This is a genomic window from Streptomyces sp. P9-2 (genome assembly GCF_051903975.1).
In the GTDB taxonomy this organism is placed as follows: domain Bacteria; phylum Actinomycetota; class Actinomycetes; order Streptomycetales; family Streptomycetaceae; genus Streptomyces; species Streptomyces cellulosae.
In genome coordinates, this window is the sequence record NZ_CP192633.1 from 4,557,823 (window position 1) to 4,582,694 (window position 24,872).

Annotated in this window: 21 protein-coding genes; 11 read left to right on the forward strand and 10 right to left on the reverse strand. The window is 73.8% G+C overall.

Features of this window, described 5'->3' with window-relative positions:
- The first annotated feature begins 102 nt into the window (after positions 1-102).
- The 3 genes from ACQY0Z_RS21000 (at position 103) to ACQY0Z_RS21010 (ending at position 5,039) form a co-directional block, all read left to right on the forward strand.
- Entirely contained in the window at positions 103-2,487 is a 2,385-nt protein-coding gene (locus ACQY0Z_RS21000; protein WP_439812661.1) for a phosphoketolase family protein, read from the forward strand.
- A gap of 195 nt (positions 2,488-2,682) precedes the next feature.
- A complete protein-coding gene (locus tag ACQY0Z_RS21005; RefSeq protein WP_189902033.1) occupies positions 2,683-4,017 on the forward strand; it encodes a hemolysin family protein in 1,335 nt (444 codons plus the stop codon).
- Positions 4,014-5,039, forward strand: coding sequence for a hemolysin family protein (locus tag ACQY0Z_RS21010; RefSeq protein ID WP_189902031.1), 1,026 nt, complete (start codon positions 4,014-4,016; stop codon positions 5,037-5,039). The genes ACQY0Z_RS21005 and ACQY0Z_RS21010 overlap by 4 nt, the downstream gene beginning before the upstream one ends.
- Before the next feature lie 76 nt (positions 5,040-5,115).
- Here ACQY0Z_RS21010 and ACQY0Z_RS21015 read toward each other — a convergent pair whose 3' ends face one another.
- The 5 genes from ACQY0Z_RS21015 to ACQY0Z_RS21035 all read right to left on the reverse strand — a co-directional run bounded on the left by ACQY0Z_RS21015 (position 5,116) and on the right by ACQY0Z_RS21035 (position 9,251).
- Positions 5,116-5,502 (reverse strand): hypothetical protein, encoded by a 387-nt coding sequence (locus tag ACQY0Z_RS21015; protein ID WP_347225755.1) that lies wholly within the window; start codon positions 5,500-5,502, stop codon positions 5,116-5,118.
- 119 nt (positions 5,503-5,621) lie between these two features.
- Positions 5,622-6,872 (reverse strand): hypothetical protein, encoded by a 1,251-nt coding sequence (locus ACQY0Z_RS21020; protein ID WP_381728992.1) that lies wholly within the window; start codon positions 6,870-6,872, stop codon positions 5,622-5,624.
- Positions 6,869-8,107, reverse strand: coding sequence for a glycosyltransferase (locus ACQY0Z_RS21025; protein WP_439812662.1), 1,239 nt, complete (start codon positions 8,105-8,107; stop codon positions 6,869-6,871). The genes ACQY0Z_RS21020 and ACQY0Z_RS21025 overlap by 4 nt, the downstream gene beginning before the upstream one ends.
- Positions 8,108-8,250: 143 nt before the next feature.
- On the reverse strand, positions 8,251-8,733 hold the full coding sequence (locus ACQY0Z_RS21030; protein WP_439812663.1) for a cellulase: 483 nt from the start codon (positions 8,731-8,733) through the stop codon (positions 8,251-8,253).
- 11 nt (positions 8,734-8,744) lie between these two features.
- Entirely contained in the window at positions 8,745-9,251 is a 507-nt protein-coding gene (locus tag ACQY0Z_RS21035; RefSeq protein ID WP_048456550.1) for a SigE family RNA polymerase sigma factor, read from the reverse strand.
- 143 nt (positions 9,252-9,394) lie between these two features.
- Between ACQY0Z_RS21035 and ACQY0Z_RS21040 the strand changes: the two genes are divergently transcribed.
- Entirely contained in the window at positions 9,395-9,904 is a 510-nt protein-coding gene (locus tag ACQY0Z_RS21040) for an NUDIX domain-containing protein (protein ID WP_189902021.1), read from the forward strand.
- Between the two features lie 89 nt (positions 9,905-9,993).
- On the opposite strand, the gene ACQY0Z_RS21045 is transcribed toward ACQY0Z_RS21040, so the two are convergent.
- A complete protein-coding gene (locus ACQY0Z_RS21045) occupies positions 9,994-10,356 on the reverse strand; it encodes a DUF6479 family protein (protein WP_254586782.1) in 363 nt (120 codons plus the stop codon).
- Between the two features lie 146 nt (positions 10,357-10,502).
- Here ACQY0Z_RS21045 and ACQY0Z_RS21050 point away from each other — a divergent pair, with 146 nt between their 5' ends.
- The 3 genes from ACQY0Z_RS21050 (at position 10,503) to ACQY0Z_RS21060 (ending at position 14,820) form a co-directional block, all read left to right on the forward strand.
- Positions 10,503-10,874 carry a ferredoxin gene (locus ACQY0Z_RS21050; protein WP_137208558.1) on the forward strand — a complete coding sequence of 124 codons (372 nt, stop codon included), beginning with the start codon at positions 10,503-10,505 and terminating at the stop codon, positions 10,872-10,874.
- A 117-nt stretch (positions 10,875-10,991) separates the two neighbouring features.
- Positions 10,992-13,172, forward strand: a complete 2,181-nt coding sequence (locus ACQY0Z_RS21055) for a tetratricopeptide repeat protein (RefSeq protein ID WP_439812664.1) — start codon at positions 10,992-10,994, stop codon at positions 13,170-13,172.
- Between the two features lie 79 nt (positions 13,173-13,251).
- On the forward strand, positions 13,252-14,820 hold the full coding sequence (locus ACQY0Z_RS21060) for a phytoene desaturase family protein (protein ID WP_189902015.1): 1,569 nt from the start codon (positions 13,252-13,254) through the stop codon (positions 14,818-14,820).
- 376 nt (positions 14,821-15,196) lie between these two features.
- Here ACQY0Z_RS21060 and ACQY0Z_RS21065 read toward each other — a convergent pair whose 3' ends face one another.
- On the reverse strand, positions 15,197-16,975 hold the full coding sequence (locus tag ACQY0Z_RS21065) for a serine hydrolase (RefSeq protein WP_439812665.1): 1,779 nt from the start codon (positions 16,973-16,975) through the stop codon (positions 15,197-15,199).
- Positions 16,976-17,168: 193 nt separating this feature from the next.
- Here ACQY0Z_RS21065 and ACQY0Z_RS21070 point away from each other — a divergent pair, with 193 nt between their 5' ends.
- A complete protein-coding gene (locus ACQY0Z_RS21070; protein ID WP_254586785.1) occupies positions 17,169-17,750 on the forward strand; it encodes a TetR/AcrR family transcriptional regulator in 582 nt (193 codons plus the stop codon).
- A gap of 19 nt (positions 17,751-17,769) precedes the next feature.
- Here ACQY0Z_RS21070 and paaK read toward each other — a convergent pair whose 3' ends face one another.
- Positions 17,770-19,071, reverse strand: coding sequence for a phenylacetate--CoA ligase PaaK (gene paaK / locus ACQY0Z_RS21075; RefSeq protein ID WP_347225762.1), 1,302 nt, complete (start codon positions 19,069-19,071; stop codon positions 17,770-17,772).
- A 302-nt stretch (positions 19,072-19,373) separates the two neighbouring features.
- Between paaK and ACQY0Z_RS21080 the strand changes: the two genes are divergently transcribed.
- From ACQY0Z_RS21080 to ACQY0Z_RS21090, 3 genes are all read left to right on the forward strand, one after another.
- Positions 19,374-19,616 (forward strand): DUF397 domain-containing protein, encoded by a 243-nt coding sequence (locus tag ACQY0Z_RS21080; protein ID WP_028960304.1) that lies wholly within the window; start codon positions 19,374-19,376, stop codon positions 19,614-19,616.
- Positions 19,617-19,735: 119 nt separating this feature from the next.
- Positions 19,736-20,638, forward strand: coding sequence for a universal stress protein (locus tag ACQY0Z_RS21085; RefSeq protein WP_254586797.1), 903 nt, complete (start codon positions 19,736-19,738; stop codon positions 20,636-20,638).
- Between the two features lie 92 nt (positions 20,639-20,730).
- Positions 20,731-21,228, forward strand: a complete 498-nt coding sequence (locus ACQY0Z_RS21090; RefSeq protein ID WP_189902007.1) for a hypothetical protein — start codon at positions 20,731-20,733, stop codon at positions 21,226-21,228.
- A 78-nt stretch (positions 21,229-21,306) separates the two neighbouring features.
- On the opposite strand, the gene ACQY0Z_RS21095 is transcribed toward ACQY0Z_RS21090, so the two are convergent.
- Positions 21,307-23,271 carry an N-acetylmuramoyl-L-alanine amidase gene (locus tag ACQY0Z_RS21095; protein WP_254586787.1) on the reverse strand — a complete coding sequence of 655 codons (1,965 nt, stop codon included), beginning with the start codon at positions 23,269-23,271 and terminating at the stop codon, positions 21,307-21,309.
- Positions 23,272-23,580: 309 nt separating this feature from the next.
- Positions 23,581-24,717, reverse strand: coding sequence for an aminoglycoside phosphotransferase family protein (locus ACQY0Z_RS21100; RefSeq protein WP_254586788.1), 1,137 nt, complete (start codon positions 24,715-24,717; stop codon positions 23,581-23,583).
- Positions 24,718-24,872: the final 155 nt, after the last annotated feature.

Consider the following 24,872-nt stretch of genomic DNA (forward strand, 5'->3'; position numbering starts at 1 on the left):
GCAATGGCCCACGTGGCCCTGTCGGGACACGCCTCTCCGGGGGAAGGTGAGCAAGGGACGCACCCTCACGCACCCACCCCCCCGACGCGGAAGGACACCACGATGTCCGTCGACACGCACCAGGCCTCCGCCCCGCTCGGCGACGACGAGCTGAGGACGCTGGACGCGCACTGGCGCGCCGCGAACTACCTGGCCGTCGGCCAGATCTACCTCATGGCGAACCCCCTGCTCACCGAACCGCTGCGCCCGGAGCACGTGAAGCCGCGGCTGCTCGGGCACTGGGGCACCTCGCCCGGTCTGAACCTCGTCTACACCCACCTCAACCGGGTGATCCGGGCCCGTGACCTGGACGCCCTGTGCGTGTGGGGGCCGGGGCACGGAGGGCCGGCCGTGGTCGCCGGGTCGTGGCTGGAGGGGTCGTACACGGAGACGTATCCGGACATCACGCGGGACGCGGCGGGGATGGCGCGGCTGTTCAAGCAGTTCTCGTTCCCCGGCGGCGTCCCCAGCCACGTCGCCCCCGAGACGCCCGGCTCCATCCATGAGGGCGGCGAGCTCGGCTACTCCCTGTCGCACGCGTACGGCGCCGCCCTGGACCACCCCGACCTGGTCGTCGCGTGCGTGGTCGGCGACGGCGAGGCGGAGACCGGACCGTTGGCGACCTCCTGGCACTCCAACAAGTTCCTCGACCCCGTCCACGACGGCGCCGTCCTGCCGATCCTCCACCTCAACGGCTACAAGATCGCCAACCCGACCGTGCTCGCCCGTATCCCCGACGACGAGCTGGACGCGCTGCTCAGGGGCTACGGCCACGACCCCCTGCACGTGATCGGCGACGATCCCGCCGCCGTCCACCAGGCGCTGGCCCGCGCCATGGACACCGCCCTCGACCGGATCGCCGCCATCCAGCGCGCCGCCCGCGAGGACGGGGCGACCGAGCGCCCCCGCTGGCCGATGATCGTGCTGCGCACCCCCAAGGGGTGGACGGGACCCGCAGAGGTCGACGGGCTGCCCGTGGAGAACACCTGGCGTTCCCACCAGGTGCCGCTGCCCGGTGTCCGCGACCATTCCGACCACCTCCGGCAGCTGGAGACGTGGCTGCGGTCGTACCGGCCCGAGGAACTGTTCGACGAGGACGGCCGCCCCCGCGCCGACGTCCTCGCCTGCGTCCCGGCCGGCGCCCGCCGCCTCGGCGCCACCCCCTACGCCAACGGCGGGCTGATGCTGCGCGAACTGCCGATGCCGCCGCTGGAGCGGCACGCCGTCCCCGTCGACAAGCCGGGCGCGACGATGCACGAACCGACCCGCGTCCTCGGCGACCTCCTCCAGGACGTCATGCGGGCCACCACGGACCGCCGCGACTTCCGGCTGGTCGGCCCCGACGAGACCGCGTCCAACCGACTCCAGGCCGTGTACGAGGCGAGCGGCAAGGCGTGGCAGGCGGGCACCTTCGACGTGGACGAGGACCTCGACCGGCACGGCCGGGTGATGGAGATCCTCTCCGAGCACACCTGCCAGGGCTGGCTGGAGGGCTACCTCCTCACCGGCCGGCACGGCCTGTTCTCCTGCTACGAGGCGTTCGTGCACATCGTCGACTCGATGGTGAACCAGCACATCAAGTGGCTGCGCGTCACCCGCCGCCTGCCCTGGCGCGCCCCCATCGCCTCCCTCAACTACCTGCTGACGTCGCACGTCTGGCGCCAGGACCACAACGGCTTCTCCCACCAGGACCCCGGCTTCGTCGACCACATCCTCAACAAGAGCCCGGAGGCCGTACGGGTCTACCTGCCGCCGGACGCCAACACCCTGCTGTCGGTCGCCGACCACTGCCTGCGCAGCCGCGACTACGTCAACGTGATCGTCGCCGGCAAGCAGCCCTGCTTCGACTGGCTGTCCATGGAGGAGGCCAAGGCGCACTGCGCGCGCGGCGCCGGCATCTGGGACTGGGCGGGCACCGAGACCGGCGACAGCGAACCCGACGTGGTGCTGGCCTGCGCGGGCGACGTCCCCACCCAGGAGGTCATGGCGGCCGCGCAGCTGCTGCGCCGGCACCTGCCCGAGCTGTCCGTGCGGGTCGTCAACGTCGTCGACATCGCCCGCCTGCTGCCCCGCGGGGAACACCCGCACGGCATGTCCGACTTCGAGTACGACGGCCTGTTCACCGCCGACAAGCCGGTGATCTTCGCCTACCACGGCTATCCGTGGCTGATCCACCGGCTCGCCTACCGCCGCACCGGCCACCACCACCTGCACGTGCGCGGCTACAAGGAGATCGGCACCACGACCACGCCGTTCGACATGGTGGTCCGCAACGACCTGGACCGCTACCGGCTGGTGATGGACGTCATCGACCGCGTGCCCGGCCTCGCGGTACGCGCCGCCGCCGTGCGGCAGCGGATGGAGGACGTCCGGCTGCGCCACCACGACTGGATCCGCGCACACGGCACCGACCTGCCGGAGGTCGCCGACTGGACGTGGGACGGCTGACTCCAGAAGGCACGCGCGAGCGGGAAGTTTTGCGGGTCCTTTACAGTTGGCGTGGAAGCAGTCATCCTGCTTCCACACATCTTCGTACTGTTCGAAAAGGAGCGACGGTCCCCCGATGGGTGATCCTCCCAGTAGTAGCCGTGCCACCACCCGCAGTCCGCGTCACGCGGCCGGTCAGGGAGCGGGGGTGGCACGGTGACCGAGATCCTGCTGCTCCTGCTCGCCCTGCTGCTGACGCTGGCCTGCGCGGTGTTCGTCGCGGCCGAGTTCTCTCTCACCACCGTCGAGCGCGCCGATCTCGAGCGTGCCGCCGACGCGGGTGAGCGCGGCGCCGCCGGTGCGCTGGCCGCCGTACGCCGCCTGACGGTCCAGCTGTCCGGCGCCCAGCTCGGCATCACCGTCACCTCCCTGGTGATCGGCATGCTCGCCGAGCCGTCCCTCGCCGCCCTGCTGCGCGGCCCGCTGCGCGCGGCCGGCCTCGGCTCCGCCGCCCCGACCGTGGCGACCCTCCTCGGCGTCGCCCTGTCCACGGTGGTGCTGATGGTGATCGGCGAGCTGGTCCCGAAGAACTGGGCCATCTCACGCCCCGCCGCGGTCGCCAAGGTCGTCGCGGGACCGCAGCGCGCCTTCACGGCCGCCTTCGGCCCGTTCATCAACCACCTCAACGGCACCGCGAACCGTTTCGTGCGCCGCTTCGGCCTGGAGCCCGCGGAGGAACTGGCGTCCGCCCGCACCGCAGAGGAGCTCAGCGCGCTCGCCCGGCACTCCGCCGCCGAGGGCGCCCTGGAGGCGGACTCCGCGGAGCTGTTCGTCCGCACCCTGCACCTGGGCGAGCTGACCGCCGAGAACGTGATGACCCCGCGCGTCGACGTCCGCGCCCTGGAGGTGCACGCCACCGCCGCCGACGCCGCCGCGCTCAGCCACGCCACCGGCCTGTCCCGCTTCCCGGTGTACCGGGACAGCCTCGACGAGGTCGTCGGCACGGTCCACATCCGGGACGTGCTGGCCCTGGAGCCGGAGCGGCGCGCCATGACGCCCGTCACCGAGCTGACCACGCCGCCGCTGCTGGTCCCCGACAGCCTCCCCGCCGACCGGCTGCTGGAGCGCATGCGCGCCCACCGCGCCATGGCCGTCGTCATCGACGAGTACGGCGGCACGGCGGGCGTCGCCACCGTGGAGGACATCGTGGAGGAGGTCGTCGGCGAGGTGCGCGACGAGCACGACCCGGTCGAGGTGCCGGAACTGGCGCCCGCACCGGCGACGGACGACGGCCGCGAGGTGTGGGAGGCCGACGGCGGCCTCCGGCTCGACCGGCTCACCGGTCTGGGCCTCACCGCCCCGGACGGCCCGTACGAGACGGTCGCCGGACTGATCGCCAACCGCCTCGCCCGGATCCCCGTCAAGGGCGACTCCGTGGACGTCGACGGCTGGCGGCTCGAGGTGCTGGAGGTCGAGCACCACCGTGCCGACCGCATACGCGTCACCGCCCCGGCCCCCGTACGCGACGAGGTCATGGAGGAGGCCCGATGACCGTCCTGCAGCTCGCCATCGGCGTCCTCACTCTGCTGACCAACGCGTTCTTCGTGGGCGCCGAGTTCGCCCTGATCTCGGTGCGCCGCAGCCAGATCGAGCCGCGCGCCGTCGCGGGCGAGAAGCGCGCCAAGCTGACGCTCTGGGCGCTGGAGCACCTGTCCGCGATGATGGCCACCGCCCAGCTCGGCATCACGGTGTCGTCGCTGGTGCTCGGCGCGGTCGCCGAACCGGCCATCGCGCATCTGCTGGAGCCGCCGTTCGAGGCGGTCAACGTCCCGGACGCGCTGGTCCACCCGATCGCGTTCGTGATCGCCCTGACCCTCGCCACGTATCTGCACATGCTGATCGGCGAGATGGTGCCGAAGAACATCGCGCTCGCCGCGCCCGTGCCCAGCGCGCTGCTGCTCGGCCCGCCGCTGGTGTGGCTGACCCGGGCGCTGCGGCCGTTCGTGTTCGGCATCAACGCCTTCGCCAACGTCCTGCTGCGGCTGCTGCGGGTCGAGCCCAAGGACGAGGTGGAGTCGGTGTTCACCGACGACCAGCTCGCCCGGATGGTCGTCGACTCCAGCGAGGCCGGACTGCTCACCCCGGCGGACGGGGAGCGGCTGCGGGACGCGCTGGAGCTGGGCACCCGCCCGGTCGGCGAGATCCTCGTCCCGGCCCGGAAGATGGTCACCGTCGACCACACGGTCACCCCGGCACGGCTGGAGCGCGTGGCCGCCGACGCGGGCCTGTCCCGCTTCCCGGTCACCGGCCCCGACGGCGCGCTCCTGGGCTACCTGCACATCAAGGACACCCTCGGCGTGACCGAACGGGACCGCCCGTTCCCGCGCACCGCGCTGCACAAGGTCACCCGGGTCCGCATCGACACCCCGCTCGACGACACGCTCACCGCGCTCCGCGCGGAGGGCAGCCATCTCGCGGCGGCCGTCGGTGAGAACGGCAAGGTCATCGGCTTCGTGACGATGGAGGACGTCCTGACCGAACTGGTCGGCCCGGCGGCCCCGGCCCCGGCCTGACCCCCGGTCCCGTGACACCCCGCGGCCCCGGCCGGACACCTGTCCGGCCGGGGCCGCGGTCATGTGCGCGGGGCTGTCACCCGTCCAGGTGCCGACGCCGCTCGTTGTGCCAGGCGATGGCCCTGCGGATGTCGGGCTCGTCCAGGCCCGTACGACACGCCAGCTCCGTCATCGTGAGCACCGGGCGGCCGGACGTCAGCACCCGGCCGATCTTGCCCGCCCAGAGCTCCTCCTGCACGAAGGGCCGCTCCCGGTAGGCCGCGCGGACCGCCTCCAGATGGGCCTCGCAGCACGCGGTGACACGGCGCAGACCGTCGTGCAGCGGGTCGTCGGGGTTCACGGCCGAGGAGTCGGCCACATGACCGCACACCGCCTCCTCCGGGGGGAACGTCCTCCCGCAGAGGTCGCACAACTCCGGTACGGCGGCGACGGATCGACGTGCGTGCTTCCTGCGTCCCCACATGGAAAGCTCCCGGTGGCCGGCTGCCCTCAGAGTACTGCGCGGGCCCGCCGCCCACCCGGTGGGCTAGGGGACGCCCAGTTCGAACAGCACGTACCCCGCGTAGGACCCCGAGCGGTGGGCTAGGGGACGCCCAGTTCGAACAGCACGTACCCCGCGTAGGACCCCGACGCCAGCGCCGCCGTGCCCAGCACCGCGGCCAGCACGGGTCCGCTCAGCCGCCGCATGGCCAGGGCGAGCGGCACGAACAGTGGGAACAGCGGCAGCAGATAGCGCGAGACGTTGCCGAAGTACTGCTGCGTGCCCATCACCGTCAGATACGACAGCACCGTGTAGACCACCAGCACGGACGGCGGACGCAGCCGCACCAGCAGCACGGTCAGCACCGGCACCAGCAGCACCACCCCGACTCCGATGACGTCCTCCATCGGCATGGCGAACAGGTAGTCGAAGTGCCCCACCGGCACGGACGTCAGCACGTCGAGGCTGTGCCGCCCGTAGTCGAAGGTGTGGCCCCAGGCGCCCTCCTGGAGCTTCGTGTAACCGCCCCAGTCGTCCATCCGGTACCCCACCCACGCCAGATAGCCGGCCGTGCCCAGCGGGGCGATCGCCACGGCGGCCAGCGGCTGCCGCCAGTCCTCCCGCCGCCGCACCACCGCGACCGCCCCCGCGACGGCCAGCGCCGCGACCAGGGCGAACGCCGTCGGCCGGGTCAGCCCGGCGGCGAAGACCAGCACCCCGGCGAGCGCCCAGCGGCGGGTGATCACGGCCCAGCACGCCCAGGCGGCCAGCGCCGTGTACAGCGACTCGGAGTACACCGCCCACTCCGTGCCCGATCCCGGCCACACCGCCCACAGCCCGACGGCGACCAGCCCGGCCCGGCGCCCGCCCAGATGCGCGGTCACCGCGTGGATGCCGAGCGCGGCGACGAACGAGCACACCACGGACACGGCCATCCCCGCGCCGTACGGGCCGAGCCCGGTGACCTCCGAGACCAGCCGCATCAGCGCCGGGTACAGCGGGAAGAACGCCGCCGAGTTGCCCTGCAGCGTGATCATCCCGGTCGCACCGGGGACCGGCTCCAGGGCGGGGTCGTAGCCGTGCAGCGCGATCTGCTGGTACCACCAGCCGTCCCAGCTCCCCAGCACGTTCCACGGATGCGCCCCGCCGCCGAACCGGGGGTGCTTCTCCCGGAAGTCGCCGGCCGAGTCCAGGAGCACCAGGAAGACGGTGAAGCCCGCCAGCTTGAGCACGCTGTAGACGGCGAGGACGGGTCCGATGCGGGCGGCGAGGCGGCGCAGCCGCTCACGCGGGCCGGGCGCGGGCGGCGCGGAGGCCGTCGGTCCGGGGCGGGAGATCGTCGGGCTGCTCATGAGGCGGTGGTCTCTGTCGTGCGGGCGGGGAGGACCCAGGCGCGCAGGAGGCGGAAGCGGAGCAGGGCCGCGGCGAGGTTCGCGCCGACCAGCACCGGCAGTTCGGCACCAGGACCCGCGCCGGGGTCGGTGTGATGGAGGACGGCCAGCGCGCCGGAGGTGAGGGCGAGACCGGCCAGCAGAGCCACCAGGCCGCCGACGTGATGGAAGGGCAGCCCCGTGCGTCCGCGCACGCCGAAGGTGAAGCGCCGGTTGGCCGCGGTGTTGAGGACGGTGCACAGCAGGAGGGCGAGCGCGTTGCCCGCCTGGGACCCGGCGGCCGGCCGCAGCAGGACGTACAGCGCGAGGTGCAGCAGCGTGCCGGCGGCGCCGACGGCGGCGAAACGGAGCAACTGGGCGAGCCGGCCGGGCGGCCGGACCGCGACGGACGCGACCGTCGTCCCGGCGCTGCCCAGCGCGGCCAGCGGCAGCCGCCCGCGTGCCAGCGCCCGCCCCAGCCGGGCCATGCCGCGCAGGTCGGCGAGCGCCGTGGGGAGCAGGTCCACCCGGCTGTCGGGGTCGTCCACCCAGTCCACCGGCACCTCGTGGATGCGCAGCCCGGCCCGCTCGGCGATCACCAGCAGCTCCGTGTCGAAGAACCACTCCCGGTCCTCCACCAGCGGCAGCAGCCGCTCCGCCACCTCCCGCCGGACCGCCTTGAAACCGCACTGCGCGTCGGTGAACCCCACGGAGAGCGTGCCGCGCAGCAGCCCGTTGTAACACCGGGAGATGATCTCCCGCCTCGGCCCGCGCACCACCCGGGAGCCCCGCGCGAGCCGCGTGCCGATCGCCAGGTCCGAGTGGCCGGACATCAGCGGCGCGACCAGCGGCAGCAGCGCCGCGAGGTCGGTGGACAGGTCCACGTCGAGATACGCCAGCACGGCGGCGGGGGAGCGGGACCAGGCGGTGTGCAGCGCGCGCCCGCGTCCCTTCTCCTCCAGCCGCACCCACTGGGTGCCGGGGAGTTCCCCGGCCAGTCGGGCGGCGATCCACGGGGTCCGGTCGGTGCTGGCGTTGTCGGCGACCGTGATCCGGAACGGGTACGGGAAGGTCTCCGCGAGGTGCGCGTGCAGCCGCCGGACGCAGGGTTCGAGGTCGTGCTCCTCGTTGTGCACGGGCACGACCACCTCCAGGACGGGCTCGGGGCGGGGATGCCCGGGATCAAGGGGCGGTGCGGGCCGCCGGGCGGTTCTCATGGCGGGTCCCTTTCCGGCGTACGCCTGGGGTCGAGGGGTGGGCCGAAGGATTGGTATGGGCATGCCAAACACGCCGGTCGGGTGGCCCGAGGCGCGGGAGGCAGGGGGACGGGAGGGGCGGGGCTACGGCCGCCCGTGCGGCGTCATCCGCCGGGCGGCGGGTAGGTCGGGGTGCCGTTGTGGCCGGGTTCGGAGGTGCCCGACTCCGTCGTGTCCGGGGACGCGGAGCCGGAGGCCGTCGAGCCGGCGTCCGTTGTGGCCGGTTCGGTCGTCCCCACGGGGGAGTCGCCGCCCGGCGTACTGGAGTCCGAACTGCTCGTCGGCGGCGCCGACGTGCTCGGCTCCGCGGTGCCGGTGGGTCCGCCGGAGCGCGGGGGAGCCGTCGACCCGGTCGCGGGCAGCGGCAGGTCGGCGGGCGCGGGCCCGGAGCCGAGCTGGGGCAGGAACGCCAGACCGACGCTCAGCCCGGCCACCGCGAGGGCGGAACCGCCCGCCCGCACCAGGACCCGCGTCCGGCGGCGGGCCCGGATGCCGTCGTACAGGCGCGCGCGGTGCCCCGGGTCGAAGGGGGTGTGCGCCGGGCCCTCGCGCATCATGCGTGTCAGCTCGCGCTCGAAGTCGTCCATCGCTGCTCCCCTCACTTCACGGGCCGGGCGGAGTCGGACAGGATCTCCCGCAGCCGCGCCACACCGCGCGACGCGTGGGAGCGGGCCGTGCCCACGGGACACCCGAGGGCCTGCGCCACTTGGCCCTCGGGCAGGTCCTCGTAGTACCGCAGCACCACGGCGGCCCGTTGACGGGGCGTCAGCAGGGCCAGCGCCGCCTCGAGGCGGGAACGTTCGGCGACGGCCGCGGAGACGTCACCCGGCCCGGGCCGGTCGGGCAGCTCGCCCACCGGGCGTTCACCCCACCAGCGCCGGCGGGCCGAGCGGGCGGCCAGCCGCACCAGCACCTGACGGACGTACGCCTCCGGTGCCTGCTCGGCGACCTTCGGCCAGGCGAACCACAGCTTCACCAGGGACTCCTGCACCAAATCCTCGGCGCGCTGGCGGTCGCCGCCGGTGAGCAGACGCGCGACATGCAGCAGCGCCGACCAGCGGGCGGCCACGAACTCGTCGAAGCCGTCGGCCCGAAACCGCTGCATCCCTTACCGCCCCGTGTCCGTACAAGCCCTTGCACCTTGAAGAAGGCGCTGGGCAGGGGGAAACGCTGCAGCAAAGTGCTGTGACCCGCCTCACGTCCGGAAACGCGAATGACAGTGCCCGGGGGCACTGTCAGGCTGATCCGATGCGCACACCCAGACGAGCAGCACGCGTGGCGGTGCTGGACCCCGCCGGATCCGTCTTCATGTTCCGCTACGACAACCCCGAGGTCGGCGTGCACTGGGCGATGCCCGGCGGCGGCATGGAACAGGGCGAGTCACCGCTGGAGGCCGCCGAACGGGAGGTGCGGGAGGAGACCGGGTGGACCGACCTCGTGATCGAGGACGTCGTGCTGTGTCTGTGGGAGCACGACTTCACCCGCGCCGGGGTGCCCGTCCGCCAGCACGAGCACATCTACCTCGCGTACGCCCCGCGCCGTGAACCGGCCGGTGACCTCACGGCCGCGCACGCGGAAGACAAGATCGAGCGGTGGCGGTGGTGGTCGCCGGCCGAACTCGCCGCCGAACACGAGCCGTTGTGGCCGCCGCAGCTGCCGGAACTGCTGGCCGGGGTGCGGAGGCAGGGCGCTCCGGCCGCCCCGGTCGACCTCGGCTTCGTGCCGAACGGGCCGGTCGCGCGGGGAGGGGCCGTCTGACGCGACAGCGTCGACACGGCGGCGGCCCGTGCGGCGACAGCCCCGGTGACACGAAAACGGCCCCGGCGATCGCAGGGGCCGTCCGTGGGTCAGTGGGCGCCGGGCCCGCCGCTGCCGAAGCCCCCGCTGCCGCCCTCGTCCCAGCGCGGGCGACCCTCCGCGGCGCCGGTGCGGGTGCCGGCGTTGCCGTGGCCCTTCAGCTCGTGCGGGGTCAGCCGCTCGTCGGTCCGGGGCATCGCCTCCGGCTCACGGTGCTCCTGCACCTCGCGGACCGGACCGCCCTCGGGCATCCGGGGCTGCTCGTCGGGCCGGGGCCGCCGTGATTCGTTGCCGCGCACCTTGCGGCTGCCGAGCAGGAACATGCCGATCAGCAGGGCCAGGACCACGATCCCGGCCACCACCAGACCGGCGCCCAGGGCACCGCGTCCCGCCGCCAGGTCGGCTGTCTCCATCGCGTTCATCATGTCCCCGCGGGTACCCCCGGACCACGCCCCGAACCAGACTGCCCCCGCCGGACCCGCCCCCGGGGCGCCGCGCTGCCCTTGCGGTGACGGGACGGACCGTGTTTGACGCCCCGCACGGCGGCAACCCGCGCGGTGTGACGACGACATCGCAGGAGGAGCTGTTCCGGTTCCTGGAGGACCGGTTCGCCTGCGCCCAGGCCTGCACCGAGTGCGCCCGGGCCTGCGCGACCCGGGCCGGCCTCGTGGACCCCGACGGCGCCGAGAACCAGGAACTCGTACGACGCAAGGGCATCATGTGCGCGGAGGTCTGCGACGCGACCTGCCGGGTGCTGTCCGAGCAGAACCAGGCCGACGAGGCCACCATCCGGATGCAGGTCGAGTGGTGCCGCCAGGTGTGCCTGGAGAGCGCCCAGGTCTTCGACGGGCACCCCGGCGCCGAGCGCACGGCGGAGGCCTGCCGGGCCTGCGCGCGGGCCTGCACCGAATTCCTCGACACCCTCAACTGACCCACCGCCCCACCCCATCCCGGCCGCCCCCGGCCTCGTACAAACTCGGGCGAGTTGTCGCCATACTGGACGAGACAGGGGGAGGCCGGACGGACTACGACGGGGGCGGCGTAGGACATGGGGGACGGCACACAGCTGATCGGCGGCCGGTACCGGCTGCTGGACCGTATCGGACGCGGCGGCATGGGGGAGGTCTGGAGAGCGCGGGACGAGTCGCTCGGCCGGCAGGTCGCGGTGAAGTGCCTCGACCCGCTCGGCTCGCAGCGCGACCCGTCGTCCGGGCGGGCGCTGCGCGAGCGGTTCCGCCGCGAGGCGCGGGTGGCTGCCTCGCTGCAGCACCGCGGGATCACCGTCGTGCACGATTTCGGCGAGTCGGACGGCGTGCTCTACCTGGTCATGGAGCTGCTCCAGGGCCGTGACCTCAGCCGGCTCCTGGAGGACGACAAGCACCATCCGCTGCCCGTCGACGAGGTCGTGGAGGTGGCCGCGCAGGTCGCCGCCGCCCTCGCCTACACCCACGACCAGGGCGTCGTGCACCGTGACCTGAAGCCGGCCAACATCGTGCGCCTCGACGACGGCACGGTGAAGATCTGCGACTTCGGCATCGCCCGCATCGGCCACGACATCGGCTTCACCTCCCGCCTCACCGGCACCGGCGTCGCCATGGGCACCCCGCACTACATGTCGCCGGAGCAGATCGCCGGGGAGGAGGTGGACCGGCGCAGCGACCTGTACTCCTTCGGATGTGTGCTCTACGAGATCGCCACCGGGGTGCCGCCGTTCGACCTGGACGACGCCTGGGCGATCCTCGTCGGCCACCGCGACACCCCGCCCCGGCCGCCGCGCCGCCACCGCGCGGAACTGCCCGAGCGGCTGGAGCGCGTCATCCTCGACCTGCTGGCCAAAGACCCGGACGACCGACCCGACAGCGCCGTCGAACTCGCCGCGCTCGTCGAGGAGTTGCGGTCCACGCCGGGCCCGCCCGCGCGCCCGGCGCTCTCCGGCCCCGCGGGCGGGACGACGACGGGACGTACGGCCGGCGCGGCGGGACGCCCCGAACGGCTGCCGTCCTGGAGCCGCGGCGTGAACGCCGTCCGCGTCGCCGGAGCCGCGCCGCACGCCTCCGCCGCCGCACCCCGGCCCACGCCCTCGCCGACCGTGCTCACCGCCCTCGCCGAGCGCCACCACGCCGCCCTCCGCCTGGGCCGCCTCGGCCGCTGGGAGGAGGCCGGCGAGCTGTACGGCGAGGTCGCCGCCGAACGCGAGCGCCTCCTCGGCCCGGACCACCCGGACACCCTCGCCAGCCGCTACGAGGTGGCGTTCACCCTCAGCCGCACCGGCCGGCCCGCCGACGCCCTGCGCGCCTACAAGGCCGTCGCCGGGGCCCGTATCCGCGTCATCGGACCGGACCACCCCGACACCCTCGCCGCCCGCCAGGAGATGGGGTACGTCCTCGCCCAGCTGGGCCGCCCGGCCGACGCCCACCGCGTGTACCTGTCGGTGCTGGAGGCCCGCGAGCGGACCACGGGCCCCGACCACCCCGACACCCTGCGCTGCCGCCACAACCTCGCCGTCAACCTCAGCAGACTCGGCCGGCTGGAGGACGCCCACGCCATGGCGGGCGAGGTGGCCGGGGCGCGCGCCCGGGTGCTCGGGCCCGAGCACCCCGACACCCTCGTCACCCGCTGCGAGGTCGCCTACGTCCTCGGCCGCCTGGGCCGCTGGAAGGAGGCCCTGGAGACCTACCGGGACGTCGCCGTGATCCGCACCCGCGTCCTCGGTCCCGATCACGCCGACACCCTCGCCGCCCGGCACGAGGTGGGCGTCGGCCTCGGCCGGCTCGGCCGCGTCGGGCAGGCCCTCGACGTGTACCGCCGCCTCGTCGTCGACCGCACCCGGGTGCACGGACCCCACCACCCCGAGACGCTGCGCGCCCGGCACGGCGTCGGCGTCAGCCTCGGCCGGCTCGGCCGCTGGACCGAGGCCCTCGGCGAGTCCCGCGCGGTGGCCGCCCTGCGCGAGCGGATGCTCGGCTCCGAGCACCCGGACACCCTGGTCAGCCGCCGCGAGGTCGCCGTCGCGCTGGGCTGGCTGGGCGACTGGGCGCACGCGCTCACCGAGTACCGCAGGGTGGCCGACGCCCGCGAACCCATCCTCGGCGCGGACCACCCCGACACCCTCGCCGCCCGCGAGGACGAGGCCCACTGCCTGGAGCGCCTCGGCCACCTCAAGGAGGCGGCGGACCTGTACGGGAGGGTGGCGTCCCTGCGCGGACACGGCCTCGCCGGAGGCGCATAGTCCGGTTCGCCGCCGGTGCTCGCACTCCTCACCCCCGTCCCCTCTGGCCGGGCACGATCATCACGTGTTACGAAGAAGCATGACCGCAGCTCAGGAGTCCCGGACGTACGACGTCGTCATCGTCGGCGGAGGACACAACGGCCTTGTCGCCGCCGCCTATCTCGCCCGTGCCGGGCGCTCCGTACTGGTCCTGGAGCGGCTCGACCACACCGGCGGCGCGGCGATCTCCACCCGGCCCTTCGCCGGCGTCGACGCACGCCTGTCCCGGTACTCGTACCTGGTCAGCCTGCTGCCCCGGAAGATCCTCACCGACCTGGGGCTCGACGTGCGGCTCGGCACCCGCACCATCTCCTCCTACACGCCCACCGAGCGCGACGGCCGGCCCACCGGACTCCTCGTCGGCGGCGGAGAGGAGCGCACCCGCGAGGCGTTCGTCCGGCTCACCGGCTCCGACCGCGAGTACCGGGCCTGGCAGGACTTCTACGACCTGACCGGCCGGGTCGCCCGCCGGGTGTTCCCCACCCTCACCGAGCCGCTGCCCACCCGCGAGGAACTGCGCCGCACGGTGGACGACGAGGAGGCATGGCGGATCCTCTTCGAGGAGCCGCTCGGCGTCGCCGTCGAGGACCGCTTCTCCGACGACCTGGTGCGCGGCGTCGTGCTCACCGACGCCCTCATCGGCACCTTCGCCGACGCCCACGACCCGTCCCTCAAGCAGAACCGCTGCTTCCTCTACCACGTCATCGGCGGCGGCACCGGCGCCTGGGACGTGCCGGTCGGCGGCATGGGCGCGGTCACCGACGCGCTCGCCGACGCCGCCCGCAAGGCCGGCGCCGTCATCGCCACCGGCCACGAGGCCGTCCGCATCGAGACCGACGGCCGCACCGCCGAGGTCACCCACCGCACGGCCGACGGCGAGGGCGTCGTCACCGCGGGCCACGTCCTCGTCAACGCCTCCCCGGAGGAGCTGGCGCGGCTCACCGGCGACACGCCCCCGCCGCACGCCGAGGGCGCCCAGCTCAAGGTGAACATGCTGCTCGAGCGGCTGCCCCGGCTGCGGGACACCTCCGTCGACCCCCGCGAGGCGTTCTCCGGCACCTTCCACATCGCCGAGGGCTACCAGCAGCTCGCCACCGCCCACGCCCAGGCCGACGCGGGCCGCCTGCCCGACGCGCCGCCCTCGGAGATCTACTGCCACTCGCTCACCGACCCGTCCATCCTCGGCCCCGAGCTCGCGGCGCAGGGCTACCAGACTCTCACCCTGTTCGGACTCCACACGCCCGCGCGGCTGTTCGAGCGGAACAACGACGCGGTGCGCGAGGAACTGCTGAAGTCCACGCTCGCCCAGCTGGACGCCCACCTGGCAGAGCCGATCGCCGACTGCCTCGCCACGGACGCCGACGGCCGCCCCTGCATCGAGGCCAAGTCCCCGCTCGACCTGGAACGCGACCTGGGCCTGCCCGGCGGCAACATCTTCCACCGCGACCTGTCCTGGCCCCACGCCCAGGAGGGCACGGGCCGCTGGGGCGTGGAGACCCCCCACGCCAACGTGCTGCTCTGCGGCGCGGGCGCGGTGCGCGGCGGCGGGGTCAGCGGGGTGCCGGGGCACAACGCGGCGATGGCGGTGCTGGAGGCGGACAAGGCCTGACGGCCCGGTCGGCCGAGGTCCCGGCGTGGCCGCACGCCGGGTGCGGCGGGGCGGCGGGCCGTGGTGCACCGCCGGCGGGGCGCGGACGGAAAGCGGGGGCCGCCGGATCACGGCCGGCCGAGGTTCCGCCTCAGGGGTCCCGCCGATTCCGTCGACGGGGCGGCCTCTTCGCGGAGGAGCGCGCCCGCCGAGCGGCCCGTCGTGCACCACCGGTGGACGGCCGGGCCGGGGCACCGGACGGGTCCGCGACGGGCGGTCCCGGCCCTGTGCTCCGAGCCGCCCCGGGTACGGCGGGCGCCGCGCCCGCCGTACCCGGGCGACCCGGCCGGGCGCGGCCGGACAGTCCCGTGGCGGCTCCCCCCGGCCAGGGGGTTCCTCAGCCGTCCTCCCTGCCCCACCCCTCCGCCAGGAGCCCCGCCGCGTCGGACGGGCGGGACTCGTCGAAGAGGCGGCGGCGGCCCTTCTCCACGCGCAGGCCGTCGACGTAGGCGCCGCGTCCGACGTAGAGGCGGTCCGTGGTGTAGCGCCAGCGCGCCACCAGGGCGGGGGCGGCCGGGAGGCCGGCGGTGAGGTCGTGCCAGACGCGGCCCGACCAGCCGGTGGCCATGCCCGTCGGGTGCTGCTCAGCGGTGCCGCCGCCGCGCCGCCGCGTGGTGAACGGCACCGGCTCCCACGTCGTCCCGCCGTCCGCCGAGGACTCCAGCACCAGGACGTCGGCCTTCGGTTCGGTGTCCCACCACAGCGCGCAGCTCAGCCGGGCCGCCCCGGACGAGGTGTCGAGCGCCGGCAGCGTGAGGGTCGCCGTGGCCGCGCTCGCCATCCCCGAGAACCACGCCGTGCGCCCCCGGACCGGGCGGACCGGAACCGCGCGCGCGAGCTGGTTGCCGGCGGCCACCCGGGGCGCCGAACCGGAACGCCAACTGCGCACCGGGTGCACCGAGTTGCCGAGGACGACGAGGAACGAGTCGGTGGTCGGGTCGAGCACCAGCGCGGTGCCGGTGAACCCGGTGTGCCCGGCCGTGCGCGGCGTCGCCATCGCGCCCATGTACCAGTGCTGGTGGAGCTCGAAGCCCAGCCCGTGCTCGTCGCCCGGGAACGCCGTGTTGAAGTCGGTGAACATCAGCTCCACCGACTCCGGCCGCAGTATCCGGTTCCGCCCGCAGACACCGCCGTCGAGCAGGGTCCGGGCGAGCACCGCCAGGTCCCACGCGTCGGAGAACACACCCGCGTGGCCCGCGACGCCGCCCAGGCTGTACGCGTTCTCGTCGTGCACCTCGCCCCACACCAGCCCCCGGTCCATCCCGGACCACGGCTTGCGCGCGTCCTCGGTTGCCGCGGTCTTCGGCTTCCAGGACGCCGGAGGGTTGTACCGGGTGCGGCGCATGCCGAGCGGCTCCGTGATCTCCTCACGGAGCAGCACGTCCAGCCGCCGCCCGGTGACATGCTCCAGCACCAGCTGAAGCGAGATCAGGTTCAGGTCGGAGTACAGGTACGCGGTGCCCGGCGGGCTGGCGAGCGCCTCGTCGTAGACCCGCTGCACCTTCTCCTCGTAGGTCGGCGACGTGTACAGCGGGATCCAGGCGCGGAACCCGGACGTGTGCGTGAGGAGCTGGCGGATCGTCACGTCCTGCTTCCCGGCCCGCCCGAAGTCCGGCAGGTACGAGGCGACCGGCGCCTCCAGCCCGATACGGCCCCGCTCGATCTGCTGCACGGCGAGGATCGAGGTGAACAGCTTCGACACCGACGCCAGGTCGAAGACGGTGTCCTCGGCCATCGGGATCTGCTGCTCCGGCGGGAACTCGACGCCGGTGTCGGTCTTCTCGTCGTACGCCTGGTAGCGCACGGCCATGCCGATCGGCTTGTGCAGCGCCACCGTCCGGCCACGCCCGGCGAGCAGAACGGCACCCGCGTACCAGGGGTGTTGCGGTGACGGCTGGAGGAACGCCTCGGCGTCGGTGACGAGTTGCTTCAGCGGCCCGGGCAGCAGCCCTGCCTCCCGCGCCGACCCGTGCCGCAGCGCGGGACTGCTCTCCCCGCGGGACGGCGCCGCCGCGGCGGCCGGATCCGCGGGCAGCGACGCGAACGCCAGCCCACCCCCCAACGCCAGTGCCCCCAGTCCCACTTGACGTCTGCTCAGCCCTCTCGCGTCCGCCATCCGGTCCACCCTCCCGAGTCCTGTCCCCGAGCCCTCTGAAAGTAACTTCCGGGGATCACCGCGCCCGATGAAACTTTCCTGTCAGGGGTGCCGGATGTCAATGGCTGTGGACAACGGGGGCGCGGCCGTGGGGGAGCGAGCACTCCAACCGCAGTACTCTGGCCGGAGTGGTCCGAGCAGGGGAGTGGTCGCGGTGGTGCGACGGAACGAGGCGCGGCGGGCCGCGTTGGTGGACGCGGCGATCGAGGTGCTCGCGCGGGACGGCGCGCGGGGGATGACCTTCCGGGCCGTGGACACCGAGGCCGCCGTGCCCCTCGGAACGGCGTCGAACTACTTCTCCTCGCGCGACGACCTGCTCACCCAGGCCGGCGCCCGGGTCTACGAGCGGCTCCAGCCCGACGAGGAGACCGTCGCCCGGCAGCGCGCCGCGGGCAAGGACCGGGAGACGTACGCCGTGCTCATGCGTGAACTCGTGGGCCGTATCGCCGCGTTCCGCACCGGCTACCTGGCCCTGCTCGAACTGCGGCTGGAGGCCACCCGCCGGCCCGGACTGCGCACGGTCCTCACCGAGCGCGTCCGGGCCGACGTCGAGGCCAACGTCCGCTACCACGAGGCCTCCGGCCTCCCCGGCGACGCCACGGCCGTCAAGCTGCTCCACCTCGCCCTGAACTGGCTGATCGTCGAACAGCTCACCCTGCCGGACGTGTTCACCCCCGAGGAGCGGGACCGGCTGGTGACGGCCGCGGTCGAACGGATCGTCACCGACGAGCGGTGACCCCGCCCGGCGACGGGCCTCAGCCCTTCCGCTCCCGCAGGTCCACGATGCGCCGGATCTTGCCCACCGACCGCTCCAGCGACTCCGGGTCGACGATCTCCGCATCCACCGAGACGCCGATGGCGTCCTTCACCGCCTGCACGATCGACCGCGCCGCCGCCTCACGGGTCGCCGCGTCCGCGTCCGGGCGGGCCTCCGCGCGCACCGTCAGCGCGTCCATCCGGCCGCTCGTCGTCAGCCGCAGCTGGAAGTGCGGCGCCACGCCCGGGGTGCGCAGCACGATCTCCTCGATCTGCGTGGGGAAGAGGTTCACCCCACGCAGGATCACCATGTCGTCGCTGCGCCCGGTCACCTTCTCCATCCGCCGGAACACCCGCGCCGTGCCCGGCAGCAGCCGGGTCAGGTCCCGCGTCCGGTAGCGGACGATCGGCATGGCCTCCTTGGTCAGCGAGGTGAACACCAGCTCGCCCCGCTCTCCCTCGGGCAGCACCTCGCCGGTGATCGGATCGACGACCTCAGGGAAGAAGTGGTCCTCCCAGACGTGCAGCCCGTCCTTGGTCTCCACGCACTCCTGTGCGACGCCCGGGCCGATCACCTCGGACAGCCCGTATATGTCCACCGCGTCGATCGCGAACCGCTCCTCGATCTCACGCCGCATGTCCTCCGTCCACGGCTCGGCGCCGAAGACGCCCACCCGCAGCGACGTGGAGCGCGGGTCGACGCCCTGCCGCTCGAACTCGTCGAGCAGGGTCAGCATGTAGGACGGAGTCACCATGATGATCGACGGCTTCAGGTCCTGGATCAGCGTGACCTGCCGTGACGTCATCCCGCCGGACGCGGGGACCACCGTGCAGCCGAGTCGCTCGGCGCCGTAGTGCGCGCCGAGGCCGCCCGTGAACAGGCCGTACCCGTACGCGATGTGCGCGATGTCGCCGGGCCTGCCGCCGGCCGCGCGCAGCGACCGCGCGACCATGTCGGCCCACATGGACAGGTCGTTCTCCGTGTAGCCCACGACCGTGGGGCGCCCGGTGGTGCCGCTGGAGGCGTGCAGGCGGCGGATGCGCTCCCGCGGGACTGCGAACATCCCGTACGGGTAGTTCTCCCGCAGGTCCGCCTTGGTGGTGAAGGGGAAGCGGGACAGGTCGGACAGCGAACGGCAGTCGTCCGGGTGGACGCCCGCCTTGTCGAAGGACTCCTTGTAGAACGGCACGTTCTCGTACGCGTGCCGCAGGGAGTTCCGCAGCCGCTCCAGCTGGAGGGCCCGCAACCCGTCGAGGTCGAGCCGCTCCGCCGGGTCCAGCAGGTCCGCCGCCTGAGTCATCAGGACCTTCCCTTCACCATCCCATTCCGGACGACCGATCATTCGGTCGTCAGCGTTCGGGCCCCAGTAACGCAGCTGGCCACCGTCCGGTGCAAGAGCTGGGCCTGCACTTTTCGGTGAAGGTGCCGTCGAGACGCGTCAGGGGCGCGGGGAACTGCGCGACCGGCCCCCACCGGCCCCCATCGGCCCGCACCCGGCGACGCGACCGGCGACCGCCGCCCCACATCCCCCTCCCGCGACCTGTCCGCAGGACAAACCCCTCGCTAGGCTGGCCGCCGACGGCAAAAGGGAGGAGCACGGACGTGGCCGAGAGCACCACCCAGCAGCGCCCGCTCACGGGCTGGGACAAGCCCGAGCTGGACCTCAGCAACGCACAGTGGCAGTCCGGCAGCAAGGGTCTGGGCGACGTCCAGATCGCCTTCGTGGAGGGCTTCATCGCCATGCGCAACAGTGGCCGCCCGGAGAGCCCCTCCCTGATCTTCACCCCCGCCGAGTGGGGCGCCTTCGTGTCCGGCGCGCGGGAGGGCGACTTCGACCTGACGTGACCTGACCGACCCGCCCCCGCGACGTGTGCCGCCCGCTTTTCCGGACACGTGGTCAGCAGAGAGCCGCGCCGTCCGAAGGGAACGGCGTGGACCCGATGCCGTATCCGGAGGCGAGGCAGATGGACGACCAGCCGGTGGTCGCCGCGGTGGACGGTTCCCCGGACGGACTGCGCGCCCTGGAGTGGGCCCTGGGCGCCGCCCGGCGCTACGGGGCCACCCTGCGCGTGCTGCACGTCCGCCCGGAGCCGCCCCGCACCCGGCAGGAACCTCAGGGCGCGGGGCCGCCGGGCGCGGACGAGGACCCGGTGATCGCGCAGGCCCGCGCCCGCGTGGACGAACTGGGGGGCACACCGTCCGTCGAGTACGTCGTCACCGAGGGCGTGCCGGGCGCGCTGCTGCCCGAGACCGGCACGGCGGCCCGGCTGCTGGTGCTCGGCTCGCGGGGCCGCGGCGGCTTCGCCAGCCTGCTGCTCGGCTCGAACTCCCTGGCCGCCGCCCGGGACGCCGCGTGCCCGGTCGTCGTGGTGCCCCGCCCGGACCGCGGCGGCGGGGAGGAGGCGCCCGTGCACCGGGACGGTCCCGTGGCCGTCGGGACGAGCGCCGAAAGCCCCGACACGGCGACGCTGGAGTTCGCCTTCACGGAGGCCTCCCTGCGCCGCGCCGGACTGCGGGTCGTCACCGCGTATCCGTGGCCGCTGCAGACGATGCTGCTGCCCGGCGAGGTGGCGCCCGCGCAGGTCGACCAGGAGGCCATGGAGCACGAGACGCGTGCCCTCGCCGAGGGCCTGCTCGCCCCGTGGCGGGAGCGGCACCCGCAGGTTCCCGTCGAGGTCGTCGTGCTGCCCGGGGACGCCGCCGGTCACCTGGTCGGCGAGTCCCGGGACGCCTCGCTGGTCGTGGTGGGCCGCCACCGCCGCCGGCTGTTCGCGCCCGCGCGCATGATGGGCTCGGTCACCCAGGCGGTCCTGCTCCACGCGCACAGCCCCGTCGCGGTCGTCCCGCCCGCACGCGCCGAGCAGTGAGCCGGAAGCCGCAGGACCCGGGGCGCCCGGAGGGTGTCAGGAGGCGTCCGCCCGACCGTCCGAACCGCGGTTCGGCCACGTACCATGGCGGCATGTCGTTCCTCCGCCGCCGCAGTGCCACACCCGCCGGGCCCGATTTCGACGTACTGGCCATGGACCCGGGCGACTGGCCCGGCAACCTGGGCGCGGGTCTGCTGCCCGCCCCCGACGGAACCTGCCAGGGCGTCTTCCTGCGCTACGACCTGTTCGGCGGCCGCGGCCCCGCGATGATCATCGGCAACCTCCCCGAGGGCTCCCCGGCGCGTGACGTCCCCGAGGGCGAGGTGCCCTTCGAGGTCGGCCAGCTGCTGCTGGCACTGGAGAACGACGAGGAGGTCACCGTCGTCTCCACGGAGGACGTGCCCGTGATGCAGGGCGACAACCTGCTGATCGTGCGCCGCGTCAAGCTCTCCGAGAGCCGGATCTCCTGCGTGCAGTTCGACCGCAGCGACAACGTCCTGGTGACCATCGCCGCCTGGGACCGCCCGATCACCGACGACCTGTACGCCCTCCTCAAGCCGCTGCCGGCGGAGCTGTTCCAGCAGGGCTGACCCCCGCCACGGACGACGACGGGCGCCCCCGGACCGCACAGGTCCGGGGGCGCCCGTCGTACGGTGCGCGCTCCCGCGTTACGACGACACCACCGTCACGTCCGACGCTTTCACGAAGCCGACGCGGTGGCCGAACTGGATCTCGTAGTACTGGTTCTCGCCGCGCACCACCTGGTGCGAGGCCGGGTCGAAGGTCACCGCGTAGTAGTACTCGCTCGGCACCTTGCCGCCGGTCACGTACCGCTGCCCGGCGAGCACCCTGTACGGCAGCGGCGACACGGCCTGCGCCGGCACCCCCTCCGGATAGGCGGCCGCCTCGGGGTAGGCGCGCCCGTACACGGGGACGGAGTCCAGACCCTCGCGCGGGGTGATCACCTTGGCCTTGGCCGGCACGGCGGTGGGGTTCTTCGCCGGGTTCTGGAACCAGGCCTTCTGGCCGAGGTACCAGATCGCCGTCCAGTCGCCCCAGCGGTCCGCCACCGCGTACTGCTGGCCCGTGGACACCCGCGAGGACAGGTCGTTCACCCCGGTGGTGGGCGTGGAGCCGAGACCGATGTCCTTGATCAGCGGGGAGTTCACATCGTGGTCCGAGTACAGCCGCACCGCGCTCGACCCGTGCGGGGCGCAGGGCTCACCGGCGGTCTCGCAGCCGGTGAACACCGGCCGGTGGGTGTCGTAGTCGGGCCGGATCGTGACGGCCCCGGCGTTCCTCGCGCCCGTCGCCTTGAGCGGGGCGCCGAGCAGCTCGAAGTAGTGCCGCCAGTCCCAGTACGGGCCGGGGTCGGTGTGCATGCCCGGGATGGTGGCCGTGGTGGTGCCCGGCACCGTGTCGTGGCCGAGGATGTGCTGCCGGTCCAGCGGGATGCCGTGCTTGTCCGACAGGTACTTCACCAGCCGGGCCGAGGACCGGTACATGGCCTCCGTGTACCAGGCGTCCGGGTCGGTCAGGAAACCCTCGTGCTCCAGGCCGATCGAGGCCGCGTTGACGTACCAGTTGCCCGCGTGCCAGGCGACGTCCTTCGCCTTCACGTGCTGCGCGATGTGCCCGTCGGTGGAGCGCAGGCTGTACTGCCAGGACACGTACGTCGGGTCCTGCACCATGTTGAGCACGCCCTCCCAGGCGCCCTCCGTGTCGTGCACGACGATGTACCGGATCCGCTGCGAGACCGGCCGGTTCCCCAGGTCGTGGTTGCCGTAGTCGCCGTCGCCGAACTCCTCGTACGGCGCCGGGATCCACTCGCAGGACACCGTCCGCGGGCACTCCGTGCCGTCCGCGGAGCCCTTGCGCAGCCCGGCGCGCTCCAGCGCCGAGGGGTCGGGCGCCAGGCCTGGGCTCGCGTCCAGGGCGACCCGCTGCCCGGCGTCCGTGACCCGCTCCTCGCCGTTCCGGATCACCGCGAACACCTCGTTCGCGTACGCCGTCGCCGAGGCGCGGTCGTCGGCGCCGGAGAACAGCGCCACCGCCCCGAACCAGTCGGCAGGGTCGTCGCCGGCGGGCCGGCCCAGCCGGCGCTGCGCCTCGGCCAGCAGGGCGGCCCCGCCCGCCACGTTCGCCGCCGGGTCCTCGCGCAGCGTCTCGGCGTCCAGACCGGTCAGCCGGGCCGCCCTCGGCAGGGTGGTCAGCCGGTCCGGCAGTTCCTCCGTGTCCAGTCCGAGCTCCGAGGGCCGCAGCGCCGGACGGGCGTCGTCGCCGCGCGGGTCCTCGCTGCCGGACGCGTGGTGCCCGGCGGAGGCGAGCGCCGTACGGGCGTCGGTCAGGTGCATGGGCCCGTAGCCGCCGGTGACGCTCGGGGCGCCGTCGTGCGCGTCCCAGCGGGACTGCAGATAGGAGACGCCCAGCAGCACGCTCTGCGGGACGTCGTACCGGGCCGCCGCGTCGGCGAACGCCTGTTGCAGCCGGGCGGTGGCCGGCGGGGCCGGGTCGGGCGCCACGCCCAGCAGGGGCAGCGTCAACGCGGCGGCGGCCAGGGCGCCGAGGGCGCCCCGGACGGCGCGTCGGGACGGTCCGGCCGCACGGCCGGGCTCGGTGGCGAGATCTCGCAATGCAGCCTCCTGGGAACGGTCGTGCGACCCGTCAGTGGTACCGGCAGGCCGATGATCCGTCAATCATGCCCAGGAGAGCGCGAATTCCCTCGTCAATCGGGGTGTGGCGAGATTTCGTGGCGGGCCCCGGCGGACCTGCGGCGCGTCAGCGGTCTACACCGGTGGCGGCCCTTCCGGGCCTCGCGCGATGGCCGTATACCGTCCCTGCCCGCGGACGGCCTGACGGCCCCAGGACGCCCGACTGCCCGCGGCGGTCGTCGCCTGCGGGCAGTCGTACGGGGTGGCGGCGGGGCGGCCGCGCCGCGCGGTTCAGCGGGTGCCGACCGCGGCGCGCACGGCCTTCCTGGCCAACTGGCAGTCGTCGTGCAGCCGGCGCAGCAGCAGCCGCTGCTCCTCACCGGACGGCATGCCACCCGGCTGGCCTCCCGCGGGCGCCGGGGCCGACTCCTGCATCGAACGCTGCACGGCCGTCTCGTAGGAGCGGATCTCCCGGGTGAGCACGAGCATCAGGTTCACCAGGAACGCGTCGCGCGAGGCGGGGCCCGCCGACTGGGCGATCTGGCTGATCTGGCGCCGGGCCGCCGGGGCGTCCCCGAGCACCGACCACAGCGTCGCCAGGTCGTAGCCCGGCAGGTACCAGCCCGCGTGCTCCCAGTCCACCAGCACCGGACCGGCCGGTGAGATGAGGATGTTGGAGAGCAGCGCGTCGCCGTGGCAGAACTGTCCCATGCCCTGCCGGCCCGTCGCCAGGGCGATGCCGTGCAGCAGTTTCTGCAGGTCCCCGAGGTCCCGGTCGGTGAGCAGACCCAGTTCGTGGTACCGGTTGATGCGGGCCGCGTAGTCCAGCGGAGCGTCGAACGTCCCGGCGGCCGGCCGCCAGGAGTTGAGCCGGCAGATCGCGCCGAGTGCCGCCCTGATGTCCGCCCGGGGCGGTGCCTCCACCGGGTGCCGCTGGAGCGCCGCCACCCGTCCGGGCAGGCGCTCGATGACCAGCGTGCAGTTGTCCGGGTCCGCCGCGATCAGCCGGGGCGCCCGTACGGGCGGGCGCTGCCGGACGAACGAGCGGTAAGCCGCTATTTCGTGCCGGATGCGCTCGCTCCACGCGGGGGAGTGGTCCAGTAAGCACTTGGCGACCGCCGTGCTGCGGCCCGTCGTGCCGACCAGGAGGACCGACCGGCCGGTGCGGCGCAGCACCTGGACCGGCGCGAACTCCGGACAGATGCGGTGCACCGAGGCGAGCGCCGTGCGCAGTTGCGCGCCCTGTGCGCCGGACAGGTCGAGCCTTCCGCTGAGCGGCTGGGTGCCCGGTCCCGCGAGACGCCGTGCGTTGCCCGCGCCGAGCACGGGGGTCGCCGGGCGCGCGGGGGCGAGGTAGGGGCCGCTGTCCGACGGACGCGGACGCAACGGCCGGGGCGGGGCGGACACGGAGGACGATGCTGCGTACATGGGTGATACAGATCCCTTCGTGTGCCTGCGACGTCAGCGCACCACCCAACCCCTCCGCCCGGCCGCACCCTGGGGGAATGCCCCTGCGGCGACGGGGTCGTGGTGGCGCGTTCCTACTCGACACCCGTGGCCCCCTGGCACACCATCTGGCGGAC